Source organism: Capnocytophaga gingivalis (genome assembly GCF_002302415.1).
In the GTDB taxonomy this organism is placed as follows: Bacteria; Bacteroidota; Bacteroidia; order Flavobacteriales; family Flavobacteriaceae; genus Capnocytophaga; species Capnocytophaga gingivalis.
In genome coordinates this window covers 2,307,650-2,332,774 of sequence record NZ_CP022386.1, presented here as the reverse complement: position 1 = coordinate 2,332,774, position 25,125 = coordinate 2,307,650, and the positions used below count along the sequence as shown (strand labels likewise).

General features: G+C 37.9%; 26 protein-coding genes and 1 pseudogene. 11 read left to right on the top strand and 16 right to left on the bottom strand.

The window, feature by feature from the left end; translation table 11 throughout:
• Position 1: 1 nt before the first annotated feature.
• The 3 genes from CGC50_RS11090 to CGC50_RS14170 all read left to right on the top strand — a co-directional run bounded on the left by CGC50_RS11090 (position 2) and on the right by CGC50_RS14170 (position 1,973).
• Positions 2–1,381, top strand: a complete 1,380-nt coding sequence (locus tag CGC50_RS11090; RefSeq protein WP_095910870.1) for a WG repeat-containing protein — start codon at positions 2–4, stop codon at positions 1,379–1,381.
• 74 nt (positions 1,382–1,455) lie between these two features.
• Entirely contained in the window at positions 1,456–1,695 is a 240-nt protein-coding gene (locus CGC50_RS14175) for a hypothetical protein (RefSeq protein WP_232781123.1), read from the top strand.
• Positions 1,674–1,973: a hypothetical protein gene (locus CGC50_RS14170; RefSeq protein ID WP_232781122.1), complete on the top strand. Its 300-nt coding sequence runs from the start codon at positions 1,674–1,676 to the stop codon at positions 1,971–1,973. Before CGC50_RS14175 ends, CGC50_RS14170 begins: the two co-directional genes overlap by 22 nt.
• 144 nt (positions 1,974–2,117) lie before the next feature.
• Here CGC50_RS14170 and CGC50_RS11080 read toward each other — a convergent pair whose 3' ends face one another.
• Entirely contained in the window at positions 2,118–2,663 is a 546-nt protein-coding gene (locus CGC50_RS11080) for an RBBP9/YdeN family alpha/beta hydrolase (protein WP_095910869.1), read from the bottom strand.
• A gap of 6 nt (positions 2,664–2,669) precedes the next feature.
• A complete protein-coding gene (locus CGC50_RS11075; protein ID WP_002666306.1) occupies positions 2,670–3,935 on the bottom strand; it encodes an aminotransferase class I/II-fold pyridoxal phosphate-dependent enzyme in 1,266 nt (421 codons plus the stop codon).
• Positions 3,936–4,112: 177 nt separating this feature from the next.
• Between CGC50_RS11075 and CGC50_RS11070 the strand changes: the two genes are divergently transcribed.
• From CGC50_RS11070 to msrB, 7 genes are all read left to right on the top strand, one after another.
• A complete protein-coding gene (locus CGC50_RS11070) occupies positions 4,113–5,024 on the top strand; it encodes a hypothetical protein (protein WP_445113985.1) in 912 nt (303 codons plus the stop codon).
• A 124-nt stretch (positions 5,025–5,148) separates the two neighbouring features.
• On the top strand, positions 5,149–5,952 hold the full coding sequence (locus CGC50_RS11065; protein ID WP_002666307.1) for a 5'-nucleotidase, lipoprotein e(P4) family: 804 nt from the start codon (positions 5,149–5,151) through the stop codon (positions 5,950–5,952).
• A 398-nt stretch (positions 5,953–6,350) separates the two neighbouring features.
• Positions 6,351–6,905 carry a sigma-70 family RNA polymerase sigma factor gene (locus CGC50_RS11060; protein WP_095910868.1) on the top strand — a complete coding sequence of 185 codons (555 nt, stop codon included), beginning with the start codon at positions 6,351–6,353 and terminating at the stop codon, positions 6,903–6,905.
• The gene (locus CGC50_RS11055) at positions 6,905–7,195 is read left to right on the top strand and encodes a hypothetical protein (RefSeq protein WP_095910867.1); all 291 of its coding nucleotides are present in this window, start codon (positions 6,905–6,907) and stop codon (positions 7,193–7,195) included. Before CGC50_RS11060 ends, CGC50_RS11055 begins: the two co-directional genes overlap by 1 nt.
• Positions 7,196–7,348: 153 nt before the next feature.
• Complete coding sequence (locus tag CGC50_RS11050) at positions 7,349–7,765, top strand: DUF417 family protein (RefSeq protein WP_095910866.1); 417 nt, start codon at positions 7,349–7,351, stop codon at positions 7,763–7,765.
• A 40-nt stretch (positions 7,766–7,805) separates the two neighbouring features.
• Positions 7,806–8,348: a glutathione peroxidase gene (locus CGC50_RS11045; protein ID WP_095910865.1), complete on the top strand. Its 543-nt coding sequence runs from the start codon at positions 7,806–7,808 to the stop codon at positions 8,346–8,348.
• A gap of 116 nt (positions 8,349–8,464) precedes the next feature.
• Positions 8,465–9,517, top strand: a complete 1,053-nt coding sequence (msrB, locus tag CGC50_RS11040) for a peptide-methionine (R)-S-oxide reductase MsrB (protein ID WP_095910864.1) — start codon at positions 8,465–8,467, stop codon at positions 9,515–9,517.
• An 8-nt stretch (positions 9,518–9,525) separates the two neighbouring features.
• Here the strand turns inward: msrB and CGC50_RS11035 are convergent, their stop codons facing one another.
• Both CGC50_RS11035 and rsgA read right to left on the bottom strand, forming a co-directional pair.
• A complete protein-coding gene (locus CGC50_RS11035) occupies positions 9,526–10,257 on the bottom strand; it encodes a shikimate dehydrogenase family protein (RefSeq protein ID WP_095910863.1) in 732 nt (243 codons plus the stop codon).
• A gap of 97 nt (positions 10,258–10,354) precedes the next feature.
• Positions 10,355–11,287: a ribosome small subunit-dependent GTPase A gene (gene rsgA / locus CGC50_RS11030; protein ID WP_095910862.1), complete on the bottom strand. Its 933-nt coding sequence runs from the start codon at positions 11,285–11,287 to the stop codon at positions 10,355–10,357.
• A 460-nt stretch (positions 11,288–11,747) separates the two neighbouring features.
• On the opposite strand from rsgA, the pseudogene CGC50_RS11025 reads away from it, so the two are divergent.
• Positions 11,748–12,424 (top strand): annotated as a pseudogene (locus tag CGC50_RS11025) (transposase).
• Between the two features lie 68 nt (positions 12,425–12,492).
• Here the strand turns inward: CGC50_RS11025 and CGC50_RS11020 are convergent.
• The 12 genes from CGC50_RS11020 to CGC50_RS10965 form a co-directional block, all read right to left on the bottom strand.
• Entirely contained in the window at positions 12,493–12,969 is a 477-nt protein-coding gene (locus CGC50_RS11020; protein ID WP_095910861.1) for a hypothetical protein, read from the bottom strand.
• A 91-nt stretch (positions 12,970–13,060) separates the two neighbouring features.
• Positions 13,061–14,410, bottom strand: a complete 1,350-nt coding sequence (locus CGC50_RS11015) for a DUF5458 family protein (protein ID WP_095910860.1) — start codon at positions 14,408–14,410, stop codon at positions 13,061–13,063.
• A 21-nt stretch (positions 14,411–14,431) separates the two neighbouring features.
• Entirely contained in the window at positions 14,432–15,028 is a 597-nt protein-coding gene (locus tag CGC50_RS11010) for a type VI secretion system contractile sheath small subunit (protein ID WP_232781121.1), read from the bottom strand.
• A gap of 138 nt (positions 15,029–15,166) precedes the next feature.
• Positions 15,167–15,868, bottom strand: coding sequence for an IS1 family transposase (locus CGC50_RS11005; protein ID WP_232781120.1), 702 nt, complete (start codon positions 15,866–15,868; stop codon positions 15,167–15,169).
• Positions 15,869–16,129: 261 nt separating this feature from the next.
• On the bottom strand, positions 16,130–17,080 hold the full coding sequence (locus CGC50_RS11000; protein WP_095910859.1) for a hypothetical protein: 951 nt from the start codon (positions 17,078–17,080) through the stop codon (positions 16,130–16,132).
• Between the two features lie 8 nt (positions 17,081–17,088).
• Positions 17,089–18,135: an RHS repeat domain-containing protein gene (locus tag CGC50_RS14320; protein ID WP_095910858.1), complete on the bottom strand. Its 1,047-nt coding sequence runs from the start codon at positions 18,133–18,135 to the stop codon at positions 17,089–17,091.
• Between the two features lie 139 nt (positions 18,136–18,274).
• Complete coding sequence (locus tag CGC50_RS10990) at positions 18,275–18,583, bottom strand: hypothetical protein (RefSeq protein ID WP_095910857.1); 309 nt, start codon at positions 18,581–18,583, stop codon at positions 18,275–18,277.
• Positions 18,584–18,601: 18 nt separating this feature from the next.
• Positions 18,602–19,639, bottom strand: a complete 1,038-nt coding sequence (locus tag CGC50_RS10985; protein WP_232781119.1) for an RHS repeat domain-containing protein — start codon at positions 19,637–19,639, stop codon at positions 18,602–18,604.
• A 189-nt stretch (positions 19,640–19,828) separates the two neighbouring features.
• Positions 19,829–20,209 (bottom strand): hypothetical protein, encoded by a 381-nt coding sequence (locus CGC50_RS10980; protein ID WP_232781118.1) that lies wholly within the window; start codon positions 20,207–20,209, stop codon positions 19,829–19,831.
• Between the two features lie 11 nt (positions 20,210–20,220).
• Entirely contained in the window at positions 20,221–23,607 is a 3,387-nt protein-coding gene (locus tag CGC50_RS10975; protein ID WP_095910855.1) for an RHS repeat-associated core domain-containing protein, read from the bottom strand.
• On the bottom strand, positions 23,556–24,809 hold the full coding sequence (locus CGC50_RS10970) for a PAAR domain-containing protein (RefSeq protein ID WP_095910854.1): 1,254 nt from the start codon (positions 24,807–24,809) through the stop codon (positions 23,556–23,558). The genes CGC50_RS10975 and CGC50_RS10970 overlap by 52 nt, the downstream gene beginning before the upstream one ends.
• Before the next feature lie 24 nt (positions 24,810–24,833).
• Positions 24,834–25,121 carry an immunity 17 family protein gene (locus tag CGC50_RS10965; RefSeq protein WP_095910853.1) on the bottom strand — a complete coding sequence of 96 codons (288 nt, stop codon included), beginning with the start codon at positions 25,119–25,121 and terminating at the stop codon, positions 24,834–24,836.
• Between the last annotated feature and the right edge of the window lie 4 nt (positions 25,122–25,125).

Genomic DNA, 25,125 nt, shown 5'->3' with positions numbered 1-25,125 from the left:
CATGAAAAATATATTACTTTACACTCTATTACTAACTGCTACCCTAACCTATGCGCAAGGTCTGCTACCTGAAGAAAAGGTAAAAAAAGAGCCGTCTGCCCAGCCTGTGCAACAAACAAAGAAGTACGCTTGGAAAGATAAATATTATGAAGGATTAGCAATGGTAAAATTGGATAAAAAATATGGTTTTATAGATAAAACAGGTAAAGAAGTGATTCCTATAAAGTATGATAATGCTAGGGGTTTTTCAGAAGGATTAGCAAACGTTAGGCTAAATAACAAATGGGGTTTTATAGATAAAACAGGTAAAGAAGTTATTCCTATAAAGTATGATAATGCTAGGGGTTTTTCAGAAGGATTAGCAAACATTAGGCTAAATAACAAATGGGGTTTTATAGATAAAACAGGTAAAGAAGTTATTCCTATAAAGTATGATTATGCAGATAGATTTTCAGAAGGATTAGCTTTAGTAATGTTAGATAAAAAATATGGTTTTATAGATAAAACAGGTAAAGAAGTGATTCCTATAAAGTATGATGATGCAAAAAGTTTTTCAGAAGGATTAGCAAGCGTGAGTTTGAATTATAGATATGGTTTTATAGATAAAACAGGTAAAGAAGTGATTCCTATAAAGTATGATGATGCAAAAAGTTTTTCAGAAGGATTAGCAAGCGTGAGTTTGAATTATAGATATGGTTTTATAGATAAAACAGGTAAAGAAGTGATTCCTATAAAGTATGATTTTGTTTTGGATTTTTCAGAAGGATTAGCAAATGTTAGGCTAAATAACAAATGGGGTTTTATAGATAAAACAGGTAAAGAAGTGATTCCTATAAAGTATGATTATACTTGGCCTTTTTTAGAAGGATTATCAAGCGTTATGCTAAATAACAAATGGGGTTTTATAGATAAAACAGGTAAAGAAGTGACTCCTATAAAGTATGATGATGCTGGAATTCCTTTAGAAGGATTAGCAAACGTTAGGCTAAATAACAAATGGGGTTTTATAGATAAAACAGGTAAAGAAGTGATTCCTATAAAGTATGATGATGCAGGAGGATTTTCAGAAGGATTAGCAGCCGTAAGTCTAAATAACAAATGGGGTTTTATAGATAAAACAGGTAAAGAAGTGATTCCTATAAAGTATGATGATGCAGGAAGATTTTCAGAAGGATTAGCAGAAGTAAAATTGAATGATAAATATGGCTTTATAGATAAAACAGGCAAAGAAGTGATTCCTATAAAGTATGATTATGCAGGAAGATTTTCAGAAGGATTAGCAGAAGTAAAGCTAAATAACAAATGGTTCTATATAAACCAAAAAGGAGAATGTGTGAAAGACTGTAATGATGCCCCTGCCAACCACCCCATAGCCAAATAACTTTAAAAAAATGAAGCTGTTTAAACTTTTTCCTATAATAAAATAAAAGTTCCCGAAAATTAGTAATTTTGTGTTTGAGAAAAAAAGAACACCAAAATTCAGGAACTTTGGGTAAAGATACAATAAATAATTGGATTATTCCCTTTTTAAGTGTAGGAAAAAGAGGATTTAAAAGTAATTTTGATTTGGTTACAATATTTTTATTGATTCTCAAGAGGTTAAAAACAGGGGTACAATGGAGAGAACTTCCGATTGAGAGCTATTTTGAAAAAGGGAAAAATCTCTTGGCAAAATGTCTATTATTACTTCAATAAATGGAGTAAAGATGGTAGTTTTCAGTGAGTACACAAAGGTCTGTTTCTCAATGCTGATGCAGGATTTAATCGCAAATATTAAACCTAATCCCCGAAATGGAGAGCAACCAGATGTTTATTTTGATGAAGAATTGTACAAAAATAGGTTTAAGATTGAACAAGCAAATGGTTGGCTTGACGGATATAAAGGTTTGATAATGAAATACGAATATCTTGATGTAACTTGGATTGGAATGCTCCTATTAGGGTTTATCTCCAAGTTCCTCAAAAAAGTTTAAACACGTTTTATTTTTTACTTTCATGAAACAAAATACAACTTTGCTCTAATTCAGTATATTTTTATTTCATTCTTATTTAAAACTCCATTAAGAAAAGTACAGACTTTGCCCAAGTAATTTACTTAAGACAAAGTCTGTTTCTTTTTATTTTCTGAAAATATCCTCTACTTTGTGGAGCAAGGCCGGGAAGGTATCATAACCATCTTCTTCCTTGAAATGACCTCCATGCGGGTAGCGTATCAGTACACTTTCTAAGTTTCTGGATAGGCGATCTATCAGCTCATAAGGAACACTCTTATCGTCCAAGGCGGCAAAGACATAGGAGTTGGCCAATGGGGAGATAGAGGGTTGCTTCCTATAGAGTTCTATAAAAGGATTGAGCTGTGGTAAGCGTTCCAGTGGTTCGTCAAAGCCTGAAACCAAGATAGTGCCTAAAGCCTTAGCGCCTGTATGAGCCAAGTAGGTCAATACAGCCACACAGCCTACACTGTGCCCTATGAGCACTGTCTGATCATCCATGTGGATTTCCTTCTTGAGAAAGTCCAGCCACTCCTGAGCGTCAGGGGCTGTAGGGTTGGGCATAGGCAAGCAATAACAAGAGATGTTTCTCTTGGCCAGCTCTCCTACCAAATAAGCAAACCAATGCTTATCAAGGGCAGAATTGAGTCCATGTACTATATATACTTTCATAATAAATTATTTTTCTGTTCCCATCTCGGCTTCCAGAGCAGCATTCTGAGCGCGGTATACCCCTCCCTCGAGCTTGCTTCTAATAGCGGAGAAAGCCTCCAAAGTACGCTCTATGTCCTCCATAGAGTGAGAAGCTGTAGGGATAAGGCGCAAAAGAATCATTCCCTTAGGAATTACTGGATATACTACTATAGAGAGGAAGATACCATAGTTTTCCCTTAGGTCGTTGACCATCGCCATCGCCTCTGGGATACTTCCTTCTAAGAATACTGGTGTCACACAAGTGTTGGTGTTCCCTATATTGAATCCACGAGAGCGAAGTCCATTCTGTAGGGCATGTACATTGTCCCAAAGTTTCTTTCTAAGCTCTGGCATGTTCTGTAGCATCTCCAAGCGCTTGAGTCCTCCTTTGACAAAAATCATAGGGAGAGATTTGGCAAACATCTGGGAGCGCAAGTTATACTTGAGGTACTCCACTATCTCCTTATCTCCTGCTACAAAAGCACCAATACCAGCCATAGACTTGGCAAAAGTAGAGAAGTACAAATCGATCTGGTCTTGTATGCCCTGCTCTTCTCCGGTACCTGCTCCTGTTTTCCCAAGCATTCCGAAGCCATGGGCATCGTCCACCAAAAGGCGGAAGCCATATTTTTCCTTGTAAGAAAGGATCTCTTTAAGCTTTCCTTGTTGGCCTCGCATACCGAATACTCCCTCGGTGATCACCAAGATTCCTCCACCGGTAGTTTCAGCCAAGCGCTTAGCACGTTCTATATTCTTAGCAAAGCTCTCTATATCATTGTGTTGGTAAGTGAATCGCTTTCCAAAATGCAAGCGTACCCCATCTATAATACAAGCATGACAATCTGCATCATATACGATAATATCATTCTTGGTAACCAAGGCATCAATGATAGAAACCATTCCTTGGTAACCAAAGTTTAGCAAATAAGCAGCTTCTTTTTGGACAAACTTAGCCAAGCGTTGTTCCAATTCCTCATGCATAGTTGTATGTCCACTCATCATACGCGCTCCCATAGGGTAGGCAGCACCATATTCTGCTGCCGCTTCTGCATCGGCTTTACGTATTTCAGGGTGGTTAGCCAGTCCCAAGTAGTCATTGATACTCCAGTTGAGAATTTCTTTCCCTTGAAACTTCATATGAGGACCTAATTCTCCTTCCAATTTAGGAAATACATAATACCCCTCTGCATGGGAAGCCCAGCGGCCTATATTGCCTTTGTTTGTTTTTATGTGTTCAAATAAATCTTTCATTTTTTAATTCTTAAAAAACGGTACAAAAGTACATAATTATTTTGGGTTGGCATACTCTTTTTGGAAAAAACTTTAGTTCCACTTGGCTATTTCATTTTTTTGTTGTACTTTTGCCACACATAATATGTTTAATTTTTGTAAATCATGGAAATAGAACTTGACAACAGTAAAGCGGCTATGTCCAAAAGGTTGAATGAGGTATTCCTGTACATCCGTAAAAATACAGAATACGTAAACCAAACCCTTTTTGCTCAAAAAATAGGAGAACCCCGAAGTAATTTTTCCGCAGCGCTCAATGGCAACGAAAAATATATGACCGAAGGGGTAGTCAAAAAAGTTGTAGCCGCCTTCCCTGAGATTGACAAAGAATGGCTTCTCTCAGGTAAGGGTAGTATGCTTGTCGAGAATGACGGATATGAAAATGATGGCCAATTCCTAAGAACTGAAAGGGAAAAGTATGGACTAACCCTTACCGATATATACGAACACACCCATATCCCTATCAAGAAGCTCAAAGCTTATGAGATGTGGGAGGAAGAAATGCCCCCCAGAACACGTGCTCTCTTGGAACTCTATTTCGATCAAGTAGCCTTCGAGTATGATAGTCAAGAGGATGAAGACTTGGATATCCCTATCCTAAAAACAGAATTGGTTTCTTCCTCTGTCAAGGTTCCTTACTATGATGTAGACTTCGCTGGTGGATGGACTTCCACTGAGCTTTTCAGCCAGACAAAACCCTCCTTTATCATCAGTTCACCCGATTTTGACCGAGCCGATTTTGCCTGCAACCTCATCGGGCATTCTATCTCCAACCGTATCCGAAGTGGCTCTATCATTGGGCTAAAAAAGATTGAAGATTGGCAAACATACTTCCCCACCAATGAACTCTATGGGGTGATTACCAAGAACCAACTCCGCACTGTCAAGATAGTCAAGCGTAGCAAAGAAAAAGGATTTTTGGAACTTATCCCTGACCCTCTACCTCAGTTCAACAACCCTCCTTTCGAACCCGAATTAGTCCCTATGAACTATGTACTCGAGTTCTACCAAGTGGTGGCTTACGCTTTCTTTGAGAGACTTGCCATGTAGAAGTGAAGAAGGTAGCCAGTGAGGGCTCGGAGGGTATGTGGTAAAAAAAATAAATATATTAACACTTAATTAAAACTTGTATTACATAAAAAAACGTAATTTTGCCTTCCTAATTTTCTTTTCGATGAAAAAACTTTATATTCTTACAGGATTGGCATTGCTCCTGGGAGCCTGCCAAGGACAAAAGGTGGCCAACACCTCACACGATGATTTTCTAATCAATGGTAAAATGTATGCCGCATTTTTCCAACAGCAAGCCGCTGAGTACGATGCCTTATGCTATCAGGCCTTCAATGTGGCACGACTGAGATTGGACGAAGCACTCTCCCACCCCTCTGACAAGCCCATCGCTATTGTTTCGGATATAGATGAGACTTTTATGAACACTTCCTACTATGCTGTAGAGTGTGGACGAAAAGGCACTGAATACGAAAGTAAGACTTGGGAGGCTTGGACAGCTAAGGGGGAAGGAACCCCGCTAGCAGGATCCTTAGCGTTTTTCCAATATGCAGCGGAGAAGGGCGTACACATCTTCTATGTAACCAACCGAAAAGAGGTAGAACGTGCCGGTACTACACTGAACCTCAAGCGCTACAATTTCCCAATACAAGGGGAAGATCACCTTATCTTCCGCACTGCGGAGAAAAGCAAAGAAAATCGCCGTCTTGATATCGCTAAAAATTACAACATTGTTCTCCTCTTAGGAGACAATTTAGGAGATTTCGATAAGGATTTCGATGCGACTACTACCCAAGGGCGTGCACAAGCTGTTAATAAGAATCATTCCCTCTTTGGCAAAAAATACATCGTACTGCCCAACCCCTCCTACGGAGATTGGGAAAATGCCTTCTTTGGCAACAAACCCCTAAGTTTCAAAGAGCGTAAAGAGCTTATTCTAAGCAAGCTAAAGAACAAACCTACTGAATAACTTGTTTTTCTAAATTTTCATGATTGGAAAAGTTCCCTCCCTCGTGGGGGAACTTTTCTTTTTGACATCTCCCTTTGGCATATTTTTTGAGAGAATTTCCTGCTTTCTATACTGGAAATGTTCTAAAATAACGTGAGTTCAACATAAGAAAATTACTTTTTCCTTGTAAGAAAGGGATATTTTTAGTAACTTCATGGGCTAAAAATCAAATTTTTAACTAAAAAACATCCTATAAGCAATGGATTTTGAAGTCCTTAAAGAAAAGTTGGATCAAATACATATTTTAAACTCTGTAAGATTGACAATTGGAATAATAATTGATAAATAAAAATAATTTTGTCAGGATTTCAATAAATAAACGACTATATAAAAAATAAGTACTTTTAAAAATATATTAGATGAAATCAGTAACAGAAGAAGTTACCCAATGGGTAGATTGCTATACCCAAAAGTTATTAGACCATGCTTACTATTTACTCTCTGATAGGACAGAAGCAGAAGATATGGTACAAGAGGTATTCCTTACTGCTCTTTCTTGTTTTGATTCTTTTGAAGGCAAGAGTAACCCTCTTACATGGTTAAAGGGGATTTTGCACCATAAGGTTGCTGACTATTATAAAAAGAAGTACAAGGCACAGCATGTTAGCTTTGATTATTTTTTTGATGAGGATGGTTCTTGGAAAAATAATCAAAATTTGGAAGAGTGGGCGGAGGAAGAGCCTGATCTGGTGGCACTATTGGACGATACTTATTTTCATGATACTCTCGAGGATTGTTTAGAGAAGTTACCTCCTAAGTGGAAAATATTGATTAAAATGTGTTATCTTGAAGTAAAAAAATATTCAGAAATATGTCAGGATATCTATATATCACAGACTAATTATTGGAAGACACTTCAAAGAAGTCGTCTACAGCTAAGAGAGTGTTTAGAAATTAATTGGTTTAAAGAATAATGAAAAAAATCCTCCATAAGTTCATCCATTTTATAATCCTTCCATGTAAGGATGCTACTTTTCTTATCGAAAAACAGTTACATACAAAACTCTCCTTAAAGGAGAGCCTACAGCTAAAGGCTCACTTGCACCTTTGTAAGTTATGTTTAGCTTATAGTAAAAAGGCAGCTATTATTCACCAATGGCTACGGAAAAATCTTAATAAGGAGATTATAAGAACCTCTAAGGATTCAGATGAATTAGAAAACTTCAAAAGAAACTTAAAAGAAAAAATACACAAACATTCCTAATACATTCTATTTTTTTGTCAATTTTTTCTTTTAAGAGAATAAAAATAAGAACACCTGTTTTTTTAACTTTTTATCTTTGTCAGTTTTTATGGATTTCTTCTACTAAGAGAATGTAAATTTTTTAAATAAAAATCTTATGAATCACAAAAAAACATCTTAGTTCTCTATAGAATAGGTTATTATACGATTCTCTATGGAACAGCTCTCATCTTGTTATGGATAGGTGTTTTCAAATTTACCCAAGCGGAAGCAAATGCTATTAAGCCTTTATTAACCCATCACTTCCTGTTCTCATGGTTATATCACCTATTCTCTGTTCAAGGAGTATCTAACTTGATTGGTATTGTTGAAATAATTGTTGGGTTCTCCTTTATTTTAGGAACACGCTTTGTATGTTTCCGTAAGATAGCCTTCATAGGAAGTACTATTATTTTCTGTGTAACACTTAGCTTTTTGTTCACTACACCTGGTAAATGGCGCATTATTGAAGGAGTCCCAATTACTGATTTTTTTATCTTAAAAGATATAGCCCTTTTGGCTACTGGATTTATATCACTTAGAAAACCTTGAATAGTAACACTGTAACATTATTAATTAAATATAACATTGTATGAAAAATATTCTAACATTAGTATTGGTCGCTTTATGCACCTTTGTCCTACAAGGACAAACCTCTGATAACACTATTTATTCTTTCAAAGTCAAAGACCTTTATGGGAAAGTATTTGATTTTGCTTCTTTAAAGGGAAAGAAAGTAATGATTGTCAATACCGCCTCAAAGTGTGGGCTTACTCCACAATACAAGTCTTTAGAAGCCCTTTACCAGAAGTACAAGGATAAGGATTTTGTTATTATTGGCTTTCCCTCCAATAGTTTTGAGCAAGAATTAAACAATGAAGCTCAGGTAGCTCAGTTCTGTCAGGCTAATTATGGAGTTACTTTCCCCATGATGGAGATTATAACTGTAAAGGGAGAAAAAATGCATCCGATCTATCAGTTTCTTACTCAGAAAAAATTGAATATGCTTACTGATTCACAAGTTCAATGGAATTTCCAAAAGTATTTGATAGGAAAAAATGGGATGTTAGAGAAGGTGATTTCTCCCAAGACTCTCCCAGACACTCCTGAAATCATTAAATGGATAGAAAAATAAATTACCGTGAGTTCAACATAAGAAAGTTACTTTTTTTCTTGCAAGAAAGGGATATTTTCAGCAATTTAATATTCTAAAAATCAGTCGAACTCACATTAAAATAAAAATATACTATCATGAGAAAAAATCTATTTCTAAGAATTGCCTGCCTCCTTATAGGGCTCTTGGCTTTTCCTACAATCGCACAAACAAATGCAAAAAAAATGAACACCAAAGAAATCTATTTCGCTGGAGGTTGTTTCTGGGGTACAGAACACTTCCTAAAACAAATTCGAGGAGTCGTCGCCACCGAAGTAGGCTATGCCAATGGCAATATAGCCAACCCTACTTACAAACAGGTTTGCCAAGGCAATACCCAATTTGCCGAAACTGTCAAGGTAGTTTATTCTCCGACCGAAGTAAGCCTTTCTCAACTTATTGAGCTCTACCTCAAGACCATAGACCCTACTTCGCTGAACAAACAAGGCAATGACAAGGGGTCTCAGTATCGCACAGGTATTTACTACACGGATAAGGCTGATGCCACTACTATCAAAGCATACCTCTCAGCCCTTGCTAAGGAGTATAGCAAACCCATAGTGGTGGAGAACCTACCTCTGAAGAATTTCTACCCTGCTGAGGACTATCACCAAGACTATTTGGACAAGAACCCTCATGGATACTGCCACCTCTCCCCTGCCCTTTTTGAGATGGCACGCAAGGCAAATGCTAAAAAAACAGCCCCTAAGACCTCCTATACCGCCAAGGACAAGGCTACCCTGAAAAAAGAACTCTCCCCTATGCAATATGAGGTTACTCAAAATAGTGCTACAGAACCGCCTTTTCGCAATGCCTATTGGAACGAGAAGCGTGAGGGTATCTATGTAGATATTACCACTGGGGAACCGCTATTCTCCTCTACAGATAAGTTCGAGTCTGGCTGTGGCTGGCCTAGCTTTAGCAAGCCTATTGACAAAAAACTCGTCAAGGAATACTTGGACAAATCACACAACATGGTTCGCACTGAGGTAAGGAGTAAGCTGGGTAATGCTCACTTAGGACACGTATTCACCGATGGTCCCAAAGACAAAGGCGGCCTGCGCTACTGTATCAACAGTGCTTCTTTGCGCTTTATCCCTAAGGAAGAGATGGAAAAAGAGGGATACAGCTTAGAGCTATTAAGCAAGTAGGCAATAGTTTACTTCCAGATTTCCCAAGCAGCTTCTGCTTGAAGAACAAGCATGGAATAACCATTGATGATAGCAGCTCCTTGTGCTTCTCCCTTAGCAAGGAAGGTTGTCTTTTCTGGATTATAGATAAGGTCATACAAGAGGTGCCTACTTGTAATCCACTGATAAGGAATCGGAGGGAAAGCCTCGGTATGGGGAGAAGTACCCAAAGGAGTAGTATTGACAATAAGGGGGTGGCTCTCTATGACCTCTCTTGTGAGTTCTTGATAAGAAATAGCCTCGGGAGTGGCTTCTCGGGAGACAAGTTGGTAAGGAATCCCGAGCATACTTAGGGTAAAGGCTACTGCCTTACTTGCTCCTCCTGTACCGAGAACCAATGCCCTATTGTGGTGAGGTTTCAGGTGAGGGACTAAGGAATCTCGAAAGCCTATATAGTCAGTATTGTACCCCTTGAGCTCGCCTGAGGGGAGTATTTTAATCGTATTACAAGCCTTAATGGCTACAAGCGCTTCACTCTGCCAGTCAAGCAAGGGAAGCACTGCCTCCTTATAGGGGATGGTTATATTCATCCCTACAAGTGTAGGGGTGGTATGGATAAGCGAAGGAAGATCCTCTATCTGAGGAATATCAAAGTTGATATATTCACAATCTGTAATTTGTTCCTGAGCAAATTTCTCAGCAAAATACCTTCTTGAAAAAGAATAAGATATATTGCGCCCCACTAAAGCAAAGGTTTTCATAGTTTTGAGTTTTGAGTTCTAAGTTTTGAGTTAGTCATTCTTCACTTTTCACTCTTCATTTTTCACTCTTCACTCTTCATTTTTCACTCTTCACTTTTCATTTTTCCCCCTCCCGATAAGTATCATCTCCTTCCAACAATTGCAGATAGCTCTTGTAGCGACTCCAGTAGAGCTTGTCCTGGTCAAGGGCTTGCTTGACTGCACATTGGGGTTCGTTCAGGTGCATACAGTTATGAAACTTACACAAGTGCTTCAGGGCGAAAAACTCAGGGAAATAATCTGCAATCTCCTCTCTCTCGAAGTCCACCACTCCCAAGCCCTTGATTCCTGGGGTATCTATGATTCGTGCCCCAAAATCCAGATCATACATCTGAGCAAAAGTTGTTGTATGTTGCCCCTGTGCATGTTGCTCAGAGAGGGGTTGTGTTTTGAGCTGTAAGGATGGGGAGAGCCTATTGATCAGGGTCGACTTTCCCGCGCCTGAGTGTCCTAAGACCATAGCCGTTTTCCCTTCCAAACGCGCTTTCACTTGCTCTATATTCTTCCCTGTTTGCGCCGAAATCCCGATACATTCATAGCCTATATCTCGGTACATATGTGCCATGTACTTCACCTCTGCCAGCTCATCAGGGGAGTAGGAATCCACCTTGTTCAGCAGCAAAACCGCTGGGATACTATAGGCCTCCGCCGTTACTAAAAAGCGATCGATAAAGGCCGGATAAGTAGTGGGATTGTTGAGGGTTACCACCAGAAAAGCCACGTCTATATTTGCCGCAAGGATATGTGTCTGTTTGGAGAGATTTACCGATTTGCGAATGATATAGTTCTCTCGTGGAGCAATCTCGGTAATCACCCCCTTCTCTGGAGCCTCTTCCTGATGAAAGACCACCCTATCGCCCACCGCAATCGGATTGGTGTTTTTTATCTCTTTCAGGCGGAAGCGCCCCTTGAGGCGACACTCATAAAACTGCTGGTCTTCTCCTTTGACCACATACCAGCTCCCTGTGGATTTGTAGACGATTCCATTCATAGTTTTTAGTTCTTAGTTTTTAGTTTTTAGTTGGCTCCCCCATCAGCCAACACTAAGAACTAAAAACGCTGCAAAGATACAACATTTTAGAAGTAAAGTCAAGAAAAAAGGGAAATTTTATTGATATGCTAACTTTTTCTTTTGGCGCAACTTTTCTTTTTTTTAATTCCTCGACTAAAAATCATTTTCTTTTTTCAAATCATTTTCTTTTTTTACGCTCTCGCTTTTTGTTTCTTTTTTCCAAAAATAGAATTTAAAATGCAAAACTACAAAAATAATGTAATTGGCTCATACAAAGAGGATTATTTTTTGATATGAAGATAAGAGAAGACAGAGTCTTAGATGATTTGGACAGGCTTTTTCAAAATTAGGTTTCTAAATCGTTACCTAATACCTTAAAAAATATTTTTTAAGGTGTAAAAATAATTTCATATATTTGCACTCTGAAAATTAATGCATTATGGAATTATTTAAGGGACAAAGTCTCTTAGAGTTTACTGAATGCTTTAAACAGACTTAGATTGCGAATAATATCTAGCTTCTTTAAAGTGGGAAGATGGATATTGCTGGCGCAAATGTGGTCATAAAAAATACCAAGTCAGAAAAGATTTTTCACGTACTTGTAATATCTGTGGAGATACAGAAAGTCCTACTGCTGGAACACTATTTCATAGACTAAAATTTGGGTTGCGTAAAGCATTTTTATATGTTTCGAAATAACAACAACTAAAGGTCTATCAGCTTCACAAGTTGCTCGTCATTATGAAATTAGTCGTCAGACAGCACATTATTTTATGCAAAAGGTTCGCGAAGCTATGAAATCCAGTAAATTGCACAAATTGAATGATAGCGTTTAGGTTGATGAATTTACCATTGATAAAAACAGCTTATATAACAACTGATGAATGGAAAGGCCATAGACCTATAAAAGACTATAATATAACACAAAAACCAAGTAATGGCAGAAAGAATTTTCCTACACTACACAAAGTAATACACCAAATAAAATCTTGGATAAGAGGTATATATTCTTGGGTTTCAGAGTTTAATATAGACCGTTATTTGGCTGAGTATAGCTTCAGAATCAATCGTTCACAAAGCAAAGAGACTATCTTTAACAATCTAATAAAAGATTAGTTGAGAGAGAGCCTATTTCCAATCTCAATTGCTCTTAACTTGACACCTCAATAGTCTCTCTATTGGTTTTATTTTCTTAGCAGAGGTGCATCGGGTAACCATTCGTAATCAATCTTTCGGTAGTTTCTTAGAATTTTGTATTTATCCAAAGGTACTAAAAACACCGAAATAGAATCTGTTAGTATTCTCTCTTTGAACAAATCCTCTTTAGAAATAAACAAGACTTCTGAGGGGATTTTTATTTTTTTAGGTGATTTAGTGATATATCCTTCTGAAATTCTATAAATATATGTTTTCTGAACCCCTCTACCATAAGCACTATCTACTTTCTGTATATTAGGAGCTACCAACACCAATTGACTCTTTGAGAGGGCTTCCTCATAAGTAAGATGCTTTGTTTCCTCCAAAGAGGTCTCTTCTGCAGGAAATAAATCCACTACATAGTTTCCTCTAACAGTCATCAAAGTCTCTTGTGATAGCTCCTTAGAGTCTGAACAACTCCACAAGAGTAGCGTAGAGAGTATTCCATATAAGACTTTTTTCATATTTTTATAGGTGTTGAACTACAAAAAGAAATCCTTATTAAGAAAAACTTCATAAGGACTTCTTTACTATTTTATTGTATTTGTATCAGGCTTATTCTTGAGCATATTCTGAATCCCACTCATTTCCATCATCTCCTTTGTGTCCGTCTAATTTGATAACGAAACTCTTTGCAGGGAAGTACGGAGTTAGACGAATATCTAACCAAACTCTATCTTTTTGCTGTTTATCTTGTTCAAAACGTACAATCTTAAACTTTTCAATGAGTTTGTCTGGACCTTTAATGCTATCCAAGAACTTCACTATTTGCTTTCTCAAATCATCTTCTGTTTTTGAAGACCAGTTTTCAAAAGCTCTGCGGTTAAGGAAGTCTAACAACACCTTGGTAACATAGTCAAACACACGAACAACAGAGTAAGTTTGTAGTCCGATATTATCTCCTGTAAATAAGGTTTTGGCAGAGAAAGCCATAATTTTACCAAACTCATTTACCATTGGCACCAATCCCATTTTCTCTAATTGTGAGATTTCACTTTTTTTCAAGCTAAAGTGAACGGCATCTACCTCGTTGATACCTCCGTGTTTTTTACCTGCTGATACTTGTGACATCAAAGTCTTGTGGATTTTTCCTGCCAAAGAAGTTGAAGGAGGAAGGAATACATCTTCTTCTTCACCTACTTCTTCTGCTTTTCCACGTCCTACGAGCCAGTTACAAGTCATAATCACATTACTTCTGTGTAACTCACCTCCTGTAAGGTTAGCACTATAGAACAAATCAACTACATCATCTGGTTTGTCTAAATCCACAAAATCTGTAACCAACATCACTTTGTTTTCATTACAGATTTTAGCCCATTTTTCTACCACTTTGTTAGACCCCAAGTAACCAGGGATAGCAAGGATAGAATAGTTATCACGCAAATCTAAGCGGTCATAGTTCAAGCTAAATTCTGAAGCAATATGGTCTATAAATACAGGGTTGTCTAAATCAGTAACTTGTTCCATAGAAGCGTTGATAATATTTACATTATCTACTTTGTCAAGCTCTGTGTTTTTATAGAATTGAGCTACAGTTCTATAGGAAACTTCTAACTCTCTGGTTTGTTCAAGCGTTGATTTTAGGTTTTTCTTTAAGGTTTGTACTGCGTTTACAGATTTCTCTTTACAAAAATCTACCATTTTATCTACAGTATCATTGTTTTCTAACAACTCAATCCATAATTGGATTTTCTTTGCTAAATCTTCTCTTTCCCCTGCTTTGTTGTTGTCAGTCAAAAACATTTGTTTTCTAGCCTTCCTTTCAGGGTTCATATTAGCAATACCATCTACTACAGATTCTACGAAACTAAACCCACCCATCTTAGCTAATGGGTTGGCTCTGTTATCTAATGGTAGATTTTGTGCACTTTGTTGTTGTGAAGTAGCAGTTTGTGTCTGTGACATAATCTTTTAGATTTTTAAGGGTTATTTCTTAGTTTCTAATTCTGAAGCAATTGCTTTAAGAGCTTGTACAAGAGCATCTTTAGAAGCTGCATCGGACAAAGCACCTCTAAGGACTTTATTTGTTTTAAGTTGACGAACAATATTGTTGTATTGTTCCTCCTCTAATTTTAGTTTCTTTAAGAAAGGTGAGTTTTCGACCAATTTCTTAGGGGTGAAATCGCCAACATTCTTAAAATTGAACTCTTCCTTTACAGTAGTTCCCTCGTAAGTTTCGTGCTCTACTGATACAGCAGGTTTGAAGTGAGCAAACACATCTTCTACAGTCTTAAGACCTGTTACTATCTCAGGAGAGATAGCCTCCTCTGAGGTGAGTTTTCCAACCAAGAGAGTTTTATTCTCTTGTATTTCTTGAATAGCCTCGTTGGCATCAACTTTCACTTCGTTACCACCAACTCCGTAATTAAACATTGCCATATTGTTTTTTTTAAAATAGTTAGTATTCTTTTCTCTATCTATATTCTCTATCACTCTATCATTTTGCTCTGTTAATACCTCTTTTTTTGCTGATTTTAAAAAAGGCTTTTTCATAAAGAACATTACCTTTTGAATGAATGACATAGCATAATAGGTTTATGTTTAAAATTGGGCGCAAGATACATCTTTTTTCCCAATAGACAAGTTTTTTATTTATATTTTTTTGAGTTAAAATTGTTATGAAGCTGATTATTAGAACTTTATATAATTGTAAAGTTTTTACTACTGACTCCAAAAATAGATTTTTAGAGTAGCGTTGAGCATTTTAAGGCTCTTTGAAAAGCATATACTTCTTCTTGAAAGTCTCTTTAAATGGGTACGTAATGACAAGTTGCATCTTTCTATATGATTTGTTCCAAATCTAATAACTTTATGAATTGTATTGGGTAATAGTGTCTTATACTGCCTTAAATCATCAGTATATACTCTCCTCGCTTTTGATAACAATAGTGTTTTTAGCACTACATTTAGTGTCCTTTTAGTTCGTTTTCCTACTGAAAAACAAGCAATATTCTTAGTGGTTCTCTCTAAGGTATAAACAATCCATATTTTATTTTCCTTGTTCCTAACAAAAGTACAGATCTCATCTACTTCATAAATACTCTTTGTTGTTATGGGAGGTGCAGGAATACTCTCTGCAATTCTCAAAAAACGACTAAGCAAAGTGGTAGTAGAGATAGAAAGCACTCTTGCGATACTACGAATACCTAACCCCTCGTTAGAAAGTGTTATAATTTGCTTGTCCAGTGTAAGGTTATAAGCATTATACTTATATGTCTGTACCTTAGTTTTTCTACAGGAAGTACATCTCAAACGTTGGTTTCCCCCTTTTGTATAACCATACCTAATAGTAACACCATTATTACAATGTGTACACATATTCTCTTTTCCTACACTCCTAAAGCAAATTATACTTTGTCTCATAAATTTTCAGATTTAAAAAGGCAAAAATACACTTTTAATTTTAAGGAAAATGAGTCCACCAACACATTTGAAACATTAGGTGTAACTTTACAATATTTAGAGTGTATTATAGGCTTAAAAAACGCTTATATCTATAGTGAATAAAGAAAAATAGTGGGGCAGTTCTTTTGTATTGTATTGATTAATAGGCTATTGAAATTTTAACAACATATCTGATACATTACCCTAATTCTGTCTCGCTATCAAGATATTACCTTTTTACTATCTAACTAATGCCGGTTGTTTGTAAATCCAGTTATTCCGTTGGCAAAATTCAAAAAATTTCAAGTTCTCTTTTGGGTCTTTGAAAGTTATATAAGCTATTTTTAAATTTGGCAATTCACTTAATCTACTAAAATCATCTGCTTTCAATAATGATAAATCGGTCATCATTAAAGCTTTCAAATTACTCATTTTAAATATTTCCGAAACATCTGCCAGTTTAGGTAAATGAGTTGTTTGGAACAATTTTATATTGTCGGGATTAATAAATTTGGGAATGGAAGAAACTAAGGGCATATATCTTAACCAAACTTCCTGAATATGCGGCAATTGTCCAATATAGTTTAAATCCATCTCTTTACATTTTTCCAAATATAAAGAGGTAAGATTCGGAAAAACTTCCGTAATTTTCTTGCAGTTTAAAAGTTTTCTATATATCCTAAGTGTTTTAAGTGAAGATTTATTTGTTATGTTATCCAAATCAAAGTCAAAGACAGCACAGGTTTTAAGACTTGATAATTCATCAATAAATGAATGCTGTTTTGAAGTTAATCCATTTTCAAGTTCGAAATGTTTTAGATTTGAAAATTTTCTTAAATCATTCAGAGATATTCCCTTTTTAAAGTTTTTCCGCAATTTCAATACTTGTAAATCTTTAACAAAACTTATGTCCGACAGGGAACTTATTTCTCCGGCGGCAACAAAAATATCAAGTTGTTTGACATTGGCAAGGTTTCTTAATATATGCAAATTACCCGAATAATTTTTAAGATGCTCATCAATCCATAATAAAATAGGTATATTATGTTTGGACAAAACAGTATTTACTTTATCCAAAATTAATTCTTCCGCCGAATTTTCAATATAAATTCGATCATAGTTACTTATTGTTTTATCCAAGTTATCGAGTTCCGAATCGGATATGGAATTAAGTTTTAAATCTTCTTTCATATTTGATATTATTTTGCTTTGCAACCATTACCATTTTCACTATAATGGTCTTTTATTTTTTTATCTATTTCTTCTAAATAATTTTCTCCGTATTTCTGCTTCAACCATTCTATACCATCTTTCCTTCTACCTTTCTCATCTCCTGTTTTTACAGGTTTATTTATATTTTTTACTTTATCAGTTAAATCTTTATTTAATAATAATCTATCATGTACGACATCTTCTACTCCTTGTGCCGTATCTGTATTAGGTATATCTGTAAATATATCTGTGCCTGAATTTACTTTGTCGCTTTTATATCTTGTCTTTGCATCTTGTTTGGCTTTTCCCACATAAATTACATTATTTCTTAAATAGACTGTTGCCAGTCCCAATATATCAACTTCCGTATTTACGTTTTTTACGAAAGCATATAACGTAGGATTATTTCCCGTCAACCGAATAGGGTCTTGGCTAATATAAGTACCGCTTTCAGGCGAGTAATAACGGAAACGATTATAAGCTAACCCAATCTCCTCATCATAATACTGCCCTTGATAAAGGAATGGTATAAATGGGCGTACGTCATCTCCTAAGGAGGACGCTTTAATTTCTCTTTTTACCCGTCCATATATATCTAACTGTCGATTCCACACCTCGTTACCCTCGCTATCAATAGCAAGTATAGGCGTGCCGAGATGGTCGCTAATGATAGAGTAGGCTTTACCGTTTACTAACTTTGCAGTAGGCACAAAACCTTCAAAGACCCACGTAGTAAGCTCTGTATGCTCAGAGTTATCTTTCTTAAAGGTCTCGTGCAGGAGTACGTTCCCGTCCCATACAAAACGGAAAGTAGAACTCATTCTTCTTTTCTCAATACGCCTACCAAAAGCATCGTATCTAAACCTATAGGTAGTGCCTTGTAAATCTGTAACAGAGCGTAACGAACCGTTGGCATTCCAAGTATAGAGTATTCCCTTTCCTGTACTCTTAGGCTGTATACCTAAGTCTCTAAGTTCACCTCCGCTAAAGACTGGACGATAACCTACATCTTTGATATGCTCCTTAAAAATCAAGTTGCCTTCTACATCATAATGATAGTAGTAGGTGCGGTCTTGTTGGAGTTGGCTGTTTTTGTACTTGCGGTCTTTTTTGCTTTAACAACACGTCTGATACATTAGCCACACATTTGGAACATTACCATATTATTTACCATTACCAAGGTTCACCATCTTCATCTTGTATCTTTACGATAGTTTGCCTTTTAAACCAATCAAAAAAATCTTCTACTGATATCTCTATATTTGGCGGATGAGAACTAATTTCAACCATAATATATTCATCTTTTAAAAATATTCTCACATTAAAAGGCCAAGTATTCTTGTATTCTATATCTTGTAACCAAAATTCGTCATTATTGGAATAAAAAAAGGTCTTTAAAGAGTGTATTTTTTCTTTTATTCTTCCTTTGTTTATATGATACCATTCCTTGTCTTCAAATATTATATATACTTCTGCTGCCATTTTTCTAAATTATCTAAATTAAGTTCCATTTGATCTTCCTGTTTTCTCTTCAAAATCTTTAGGATTTTTTATTCCTATATGAGCATCTGATGAATTAAAAGTTACAATTGTAACACCATCATCAGCCAACTCTATGCTTCCTGTTTTACCATGTTTCCCTACAGACTTATGTATATGAGCGTTATTGGCTTCTCTAAAAGATGTGGTTTCAACAGCTCCATATTTGTGAATCTGAACTTCAGAACCATCCTCATGTACCCACCTTTGATTTCGCTCATTAGTAGGATTCTTTAATATGAAATCGTTTTTCTCTAATTGTTTCTGTATGTATGTTATACTTTTCCCTTTAAGCTTAGGAAGTTGTGATACAGCCTTATCGCAATCCAACCCAAACACATCCACCCACCAGTTGCTATCCTTTACATATCCATATAATGTAGGATTTCCCCCAGCCAGTCCAATAGGATCTTGACTTATATACGCCCCAGTCTCAGGTGAGTAGTAACGATAACGATTATAAGCAAGATTAGTCTCAAAGTCGTAATACTGTCCTTGGTATAAGAAAGGTACAAAAGGAAAGACATCATCACCAAGAGAAGAATGTTCGTACTCTTTACGAACACGTCCATAAATATCAAGCTGTCGATTCCATACTTCCATTCCATCGCTATCAATAGCGAGTATAGGAGTGCCGAGATGGTCGGAGATAATAGAGTAAGCTTTACCTCCTTGTAATTTAGCAACGGGTACAAAACCTTGAAATACCCAAGTGATGCGTTTATCCTCTGCAACGGGGCGGTTTTCTACTTGTTTCCATTCGTGCAACAAAACATTGCCATCCCATACGTATTTGATAGCTGCTAATACTCGGTCTTTGGTGATACGCCTGCCTAAAGCATCATAAGAAAAGTAAAGAGACATATTCTTAGGAGCTGAAACACTCTCCAATAGACCATTGGCTTTCCGAGTGTATTTCCACGTTTGGAAGTTTTCTGTTTTTTCTATTAGGAAACCTTCTTCGTCATACTTATAAGTAGCGTTTTTGGTTTTTATCAATCGCGCACTTTTATACACACGATCACTCTTATCTTTAGTTTCGTATAGGTTACCCAATTTATCAGCGGTGCGGAACTGTTCTTCTTTAACAACACATTTGAAACATTAGGAGCTTCTTTACGTTATTTAAAGCACTCTATAGGCTTTAAAAACTCTTATCTCTATGTATAGGTAAAGAGAAATAAGGTTTTAGTCATTTTGTATTTCACTAATAGTTAAATTATTGTCTTTTAACAACACATCTGATACATTGCCAATATTGTTCAAATTATTAAAGTACTTTTCTAATATTGTAATGTTGTCATATTTTTGAGTACGATCTGTGTAAGCAAACCACTTATCAGCTAAATCATCAAATAATCGTTTACCTAAGTTTGTTAAATCACTTTCTTTGATGACTGTGTCAATGTTTAAATTACCTTCTTCATCAAAAGGATTTTTATGTAAGAGCCCTTTTTTATAGCTAAGTTGAAGCAAGTTTCTACAAGCAATAAGTGTATTGTCCTTATCAACTTGTCTTATATATGCTTCTGCTAGTCTCCTTACATTTAATAATACTATATCTTTCATATTTTATTTATTTATTTCATTCTAATTATTTGTGTTGGTACTTGTGATACATCAACAAGATTACCATTTTTATCTTTTACAAAAGTACCTCCACTAGACCTAATTGCATTTTCTTTTCTACTTTGTCGTGTTTTATCTGCTGTCTTACTTGTAACTCCATAAGACTTTATGGCATTACCTTTATCATCTAATATAATAAAATCAATACGTCTTCCTGTTCCTCTATGTGTTACTTTATTTCCATTAGCATCTAGTAATGTTCTTTCTGTTAATACTCTATCCTTCCCATGAATTTCTTCTAATACTCTCCTTAACGTATCCTCTCTTCGTAATCCTTCTTGTTTGTTTTTTATACAAGCCAATCCAAAGATATCCACCCACCAGTTGTTATCCCCTACATATCCATATATATTAGGGTTATTACCTTCCAATCCAATTGGATCCTGACTTATATACGCACCAGTCTCATGTGAGTAGTAACGGAAGCGGTTATAAGCAAGATTAGTCTCAAAGTCGTAATACTGTCCTTGGTATAAGAAAGGTACGAAAGGAGCTACTTCATCACCTAACGAGGGGTGAACAAACTCGTGCCTTACCCTACCGTATATGTCTAATTCACGATTCCACACTTGGTTGCCCTCATTGTCTAATGCCATTATAGGTGTACCGAGGTGGTCTGAGATAATGCTATACGCTTTGCCATTCACGAGTTTAGCTGTTGGTACAAAACCTTCAAATACCCAAGTAGTAAGCTCGGTGTTTTCGGAGTTGTCTTTTTTGAAAGTTTCGTGTAATAAAACATTGCCATCCCATACAAAACGGAAGGTAGAGCTCATACGGCGTTTTTCTAACCTTCTACCAAAGGCATCGTATCTGAACCTATAGGTGGTGCCCTCTAAGTCTGTGACAGAGCGGAGTGAGCCATTGGCATTCCAAGTGTATAAAAAACCTTTGCCTGTGCTTTTAGGTTGTATGCCTCTATCGCGTAACTCTCCACCGCTAAAGACTGGACGATAACCAACATCTTTGATATGTTCTTTAAAAATAAGGTTACCTTCTACATCATAATGATAGTAGTAGGTACGGTCTTGTTGGAGTTGTGAGTTGGTGTATTTTCTATCGGTTTTGTTTTTAGTTTCGTATAGGTTACCGAGCTTGTCAGGGGTGCGGAACTGTTCTTCCTTACGGTCGTAAATGGCACGTACGAGGTAGCCCCTGTCATCGTATTCAAAGGAGGCATCTCGGTCTTTATAAGCATGGTCTATAATATCATACAAGCGGTAATCCACGCCCCACTGGTACTCTTTCCAAAGGAGCGTACCATAATCACTACGGGCTGTTTGGTGACGCATACGACCCAAACGATCACGGCGGGTTTGATTGGTTACATTACCCGTTAATTCTCGTTGGATTTCTAAGCCTAACTTATCGTAGTCTATTTTAGCCTCCCAGTCCCCTGCCGTTATCTTGCTTATATTACTAAGCTTGTCTAACTCGTAGCTAATATCCGCTCCTAAGTTGCTGGTGAGTCTAATACGTCTGCCAAGAATATCATATTCGCTATATACTTCAGTAACTTCCTCGCTATTGGTGCGCTGGGTGCGCTCTTTGGTGATGTTGCCTAATTTATCCCTTTCAAAAGTTACTATGGCATCGGCATTAGTGGCTTCTTTTAAAAATCCTGCTTCGTAGAGGTATTGCTCGCTACTGCCGTCGTGGTAGCTTACTTGGGCTATACGTCCGTTAGGGTCATAGTCATAGCTGGTATAGCGTTTTTTGGTGCGTTGTACTTTGGTTACCCAGCCTGCTTGGTTGCGCTCATATTCTCTGATAAGTCCGTCAAAAGCGGTTTCCTTGCGTACGTTACCATTGCCGTCTAAATCAAAGAGGTATTCCTCGCCTTCTTCGTTTACAATACGGCGCAATTGTCCTTCGGTATCATAGGTAAAGCGTACCGTGCTGTCGCCCTCAGTGCGTTCTATGAGTTTGTTTAAGCCTTTGTAGCGGTAGCGGATGTCCTTATAGGCATCGCTATAACGCACCACATTATCCATCGCATCGTACTTCAATGAGATGTTATTATCGTCAAAGTCTTGTACGAGTTCCACCCTTCCTAAGAGGTCGTAGTGGCGCAACTGTCTTAGCTGGTGGGGGTTGGTGATAGCTGTACACTGTCCTAAGCGGTCGTATTCGTATTCGGTAATACCCTCGTTTGGGGCTTTTATCCGTTTGATATTCTTTTGTCTGTCGTACAGTACCTCTGTAGTAGCTCCCAAGGCATCGGTAAGGGAGTGTAACAGTCCTTTTTCGTATTTGAAGGCTGTGGTGGCTCCCAATGGGGTTTTGCGTTCGGTGAGGTTACCTACCTCGTCGTAGTTCCATTCCCATTTGCCTCCTCTTGGGTCAGTGGCTTCGGTGAGTAGGTGTTTGTTATAGGGGTCGTAGTACTCCATTTGGGTAAGGCTCCCATCGGGTTCTATGACCTTTACCACATTGCCCCACTTATCGTGGAGGTAGCTGGTGGTATTACCCATTGGGTCAGTTTCCATTTCCAGCTCACTAAAGCTGTTGTAATGCGAGTTCCATTCGCCCTTTTCGGGGTCTACGTATTTTATGACGCGTCCGTTGTGGTGGTGGAAGGATTTGGTATAGCCCAAGCTATCTCTTACCAGTGTGCAATGTGGGTCGGAGTAATCAAAGGTATAGTGCAAGAGGTCGTCAGTACCTCGTACTTCTACGCATTTGGCGCCTGTGCCTTTGCCGTCGTAAGTAAATGTCCATACTGTACCATTGCGCCAGATTTCTTTTACCATTAGGTGGTTTTGGTAGGCAAAGTGCATAGGTTGCCCTAAGGCATCGGTATGGGTGAGCAAATCTCCTTCCTCGGAGTAGCTATATTGTGCGATCGCAAAGTGTTCGTTTTCTTGTTTGGGGTGAGGTGCGTATATAGTGGTGATACGTCCCTCGTTATCGGTATCAAAGGTTAAGGTACGTTCGGCTGAGTCTATCAGCTGGGTTAGGGCTCCATTGGCTTTATAGCTCAGCTGTATTTGGTGGCCGTTTCTATCTACTATCTTCTCCAGCAGCTGTTGCTTGCGCTCACTGCCTTTCATTGGGTATTCCGCTTCGGTAAAATAGTAGCACAGTCCTGAGGTGTCTTTTACGTAATAGCGTCCGCTTTCATCCACACATAGGTAGAGTTTTTCCAAGCGGTGGAAAGTGGGTTTGTCAGGACTGTTGGGCAGTTCTATATCTACCCCGCGTCCATCGTTCATTCTGATAGTGGCTACTCTGGCTTCCCAATCAAAACCTATAGCCATATCGTAGGGGTGGTGCCAGCCATAGCCTAAAGGACCTTCGTAAGGGCTATAGCTATACCAAGTGCGTTCCCATACCAAAGAATGACTCCTGAGAGGCTAAAGTCTTCATTATCGGTATAGAAATATCCTTCAGCTACTTCCACAGGGTGGCTTTGTCCTGTACCGAAGTGTTTAGAGAGTTTGGTTTTGGTAGCACAAGAGAAGGGCAGTTTGGAAATTCCTTTTTCGGCTAACTTGCGGAAGCGTTGTCCTAACTTGAGTTTGCCCAAGCCTGCTTTGAAGAGTCTATCGCCTATGGCTAAGGGGTTGATAGGAGTAGGAATGGTATTGACCAGTACAGGTCGGCTCCAAGGGATAGGCAGGATATTGCCAGAAGGGACAAAGAGTTCTGTTTTAGGGTTTTCGGGGTCAGGGGATTTTTTGGTACTATTGCGTTGGCCTTTAAAGAGGTCTACAATACCTATATCCCAGCAGTCATAGTTCAGGTGCATCATCCCTGCCATAGGGTCGCCATCGGCTGTTACAAAGAGGCTTCCTAAATACACCTTACCATTGTCCTTAGCGATTGTGCTATCAAAGCTGGGGTGAAAGCCTGCACCCATAGGGATATGTGGAATCACTCTTGAGGGAGTGCCTGTTATAGCTCGTGGCAATACGCCTCCAATGAACACCGTAGCACTGAGTCCTGCTTTTCCTAAAGCTGTAGATACCAAGCCATCGGCTTGGTTGATGAGTTTATCAGTTTTAGCTTGTGCGGCTTGTTCTGCTTCCGTATGCAGTTCGTTGGCATTGGGTTGTGCTTCTTGTACTGCGCTCATGGCCTCTGCCTTTACCATATTGACCATACAGCTCACCCAGTCTTTGGTTCTAAAAAGTACAGAAATATAAGGGTGAGGCAGGGGGACAGGAGTCCCTGGTGGAACGGTAACAAAGTGTACATCTATCCCCATTACAGGGTCTAACTGCTTGGCTACAGGCAAAAAGGCTTCGCCTTTGAAAGCAGCTAAATGGGTCATCAAGGGCATTATTAAGGACTCTGAGAGTTGCCTTGAGAGGCCTTGTACCACATCAATAGCCGTTTTGATGTCTAAGGCTGCCTCTATGGGGCTTACACTCCCATCGGCAAGTCCTTTAAGGGCATTTACTGCCCCAACAACAGCTTCAGAGCTCTGCAAAAAGTTCTCCTGGGCTCCCTGCAACGCTTGGTCTGTACTCCCTGCGTCGGCTACAGGACCCTCTGTGCCCTTGAGAAATTTTTTGAAATAGCTGTTGCTTGACATCTGTTACTATTTGTTATTTTTTTGTTATTTATTGTCCTTGTATGTAAAAGCTATATAGGAGGAATAAAGTCCTATAACTATAAAGAATATTCCTGTAAAAAAGCCAATGACACGTGCCATATCACGCCCTAAGTAGCGACTTATCTGTCCCATTGTCCAATTGTTTTGGTAATGTCCATCAGGTTCATATAGCCAATTCCAGTCCTTTAAAGCACCTATGATTAGGCAAACTCCAAAGGCGGCAAGCAATAGAGCTACAATACCTCCAAATACAATGGGATTCTTTCCAACCCATTCTTTTAATGTTTCCATTGCG